The organism is Pontibacterium sp., from assembly GCF_041587635.1.
GTDB lineage: Bacteria > Pseudomonadota > Gammaproteobacteria > Pseudomonadales > Balneatricaceae > Pontibacterium.
The window spans coordinates 1-2,504 of the sequence record NZ_JBFGYC010000572.1; the positions used below are offsets into that span (position 1 = coordinate 1).

The 2,504-nt window shown below is 51.0% G+C and carries 4 protein-coding genes; all 4 read right to left on the reverse strand.

The window, feature by feature from the left end; translation table 11 throughout:
- Positions 1-428: citrate/2-methylcitrate synthase (locus tag ABYW01_RS19185; protein WP_372835932.1), on the reverse strand; the 428-nt coding region annotated here is incomplete at its 3' end.
- 73 nt (positions 429-501) lie between these two features.
- The gene (gene prpB / locus ABYW01_RS19190; RefSeq protein ID WP_372835934.1) at positions 502-1,395 is read right to left on the reverse strand and encodes a methylisocitrate lyase; all 894 of its coding nucleotides are present in this window, start codon (positions 1,393-1,395) and stop codon (positions 502-504) included.
- Positions 1,388-2,101: a GntR family transcriptional regulator gene (locus ABYW01_RS19195; RefSeq protein ID WP_193952787.1), complete on the reverse strand. Its 714-nt coding sequence runs from the start codon at positions 2,099-2,101 to the stop codon at positions 1,388-1,390. Before ABYW01_RS19195 ends, prpB begins: the two co-directional genes overlap by 8 nt.
- Before the next feature lie 162 nt (positions 2,102-2,263).
- A partial coding sequence (locus tag ABYW01_RS19200; RefSeq protein ID WP_372835936.1) for an alpha/beta fold hydrolase occupies positions 2,264-2,504 on the reverse strand: 241 nt, incomplete at its 5' end.

Sequence of the window (2,504 nt, forward strand, 5' to 3'; positions counted from 1 at the left end):
CCGTTGTGGCTGAAGTTGTACCAGTAGTTGATCAGACCCGGGAACACGGCCAGCATACGATCGATGTGATCGTGCTGCTCGGAGAAATCCTGTTCTGTTTCCAGGTTACCCAGCATGGAGCAACCGGTACGCATAACGTCCATTGGATGAGCATCAGCAGGAATCTGCTCCAGAACCACTTTCAGGGCTTCTGGCAGTGCGCGCATGCCTTTCAGCTTCGCTTTGTACGCATCCAGTTCAGCCTGGTTAGGCAACTTTCCGTACAGCAACAGGTAAGCAACTTCTTCAAACTGCGCTTTATCAGCCAGCTCTTTGATGTCGTAACCGCGATAGGTCAGGCCAGCACCGGTTTTACCTACAGTACACAGTGCAGTTTCACCAGCGGATTGACCTCGCAGGCCCGCGCCGCCTAGTTTCTTCTCAGCCATGTTGTGCTCCTTAGTTCAGGGCGGGCTCTAGCGGCCCGCTTGATTACTTTTTATTCGTCTTATTCAGTAAGGCTTACTTGTTCTTACCTTCAGCGAACAGCGCATCCAACTTCTGCTCGAAGTCGTGGTAGTTCAAGAAATCGTACAGTTCCATACGGGTCTGCATAGTGTCGACAACGGCTTTCTGGTCGCCGTCTTTCAGCAGGTGCTCGTATACGTTCAGAGCAGCTTTGTTTGCCGCACGGAAAGCAGACAGTGGGTACAGCACCATAGTTGCGCCGTTTTCAGCCAGTTCTGCTTTGTTGAACAGTGGAGTCGCACCGAATTCAGTGATGTTCGCCAGCAGGTGACCGCCATTGATGCCATCAGAGAACGCCTGATAATCTTCCAGCGTGTGAACCGCTTCAGCGAAGATGCCATCAGCACCCGCTTCCAGACATGCCTGTGCACGATCTACAGCAGCGTTCAGGCCTTCCATCTGGAATGCATCAGTACGTGCGATGATGAAGAAGTCATCATCCGTTTTAGCATCAGCCGCCGCTTTAACGCGATCAACCATCTCTTCCAGAGAAACGATCTCTTTGTTTGGACGGTGACCACAACGCTTCTGGGCAACCTGATCTTCCAGGTGAACAGCAGCTGCGCCTGCTTTAGTCATCTCTTTAACAGCACGTGCGATGTTGAATGCACCACCCCAACCGGTATCGATGTCTACCAACAATGGTGTTTCAACAGCGCTGGAGATACGGCGTACGTCTTCCAGAACATCATTCATGGAAGTCATACCCAGATCAGGCAGACCGTATGAGTGGTTTGCAACACCGCCACCTGACAGGTAGATAGCTTTGTGACCAACACGCTCAGCCATCATCGCGTGATAAGCGTTAGTAGTACCTACGATCTGCAGTGGTGTTGTCTCAGCCAGTGCTTTGCGGAAACGTCCGCCTGCGGTCAGTTTTTCAGCCATGATTATCCCCTTTGGTTTCGGTTGTAGCGTTCAGTTTGCCTTCGATGTTTTTACGTGCTGCGCCGATATGGCGACGCATCAGCATCTCTGCCAGTTCTGGGTCACGCGAGTCGATGGCATCAACGATCTGGCGGTGTTCCTTCAGTGCACGTTTCGGTCGAGAGCTGGAAACGCTGAATTTGTATCGGTACATTCGCACCAGGTGATACAGCTCACCACCTAACACTTCGAGCATCTTTTCGTTCTTGCTGCCCTTAACAATGCGGTGGTGAAAGTCCAGATCACCTTCTTTCTGGAAGTAGGAGCGTCCATCAAGCTCTGCTATGTTGCGTTCATGCTCATCAAGCAGTTCACGCAGATCTTCGATCTCTTCCTGAGGCATATGCTCGGCTGCCAGACGGCATGCCATACCTTCGAGTGCTTCACGGACGTGATAGATCTCTATCAGTTCCTTTGCCGACAAGTTGACAACACGCGCACCGACATGCGGTTTACGTTCAACCAGTCGATACCCTTCCAATCGGCGAATGGCTTCGCGTAGCGGACCACGGCTAATCCCGTAGGTTCGTGCCAGTTCTGGCTCACTGATTTTGTGACCCGGCGGAATATTTCCCATCACGATGGCATCAACAATTTTCTCGCAAACGCGATCAGCTAATGTGCGTGATTCTGGCTCAAACTGAGTAACTACTGCTTTATCTGTCATAACAACCCTTTTCAGATTGAAGATTGTCGACAATCTTGGAGTAATGTAACGATAGCCGCCTAAAATTTGGCCGTCAACTCAATATTGCCGAAAAACTGTCAACACTATACAAAAGTCTAGAGGTTTAAGGGGCCTCGATTCGACCTTGTACATTCAACTGCATTATTTGTTAAGGAAACGATCCATTTCGCTGTTCATAATCCGCGCGATCTGGCGTGGCTTCTGATAAGGAAGGGAATGATCGGTGCCCGGCATCATGAAGTAATGCCAGTTGGGCAGGCGCTCGGCCAGTTCCTTCTGGTATTCGTGCATCAGTTCAACACTGCTGCCCCCGATAAAGCTGGTCACATCACCTTGTGCGGCCACCAGCGCATCGCGGTCAATCTCATTAATCGCATGGGTC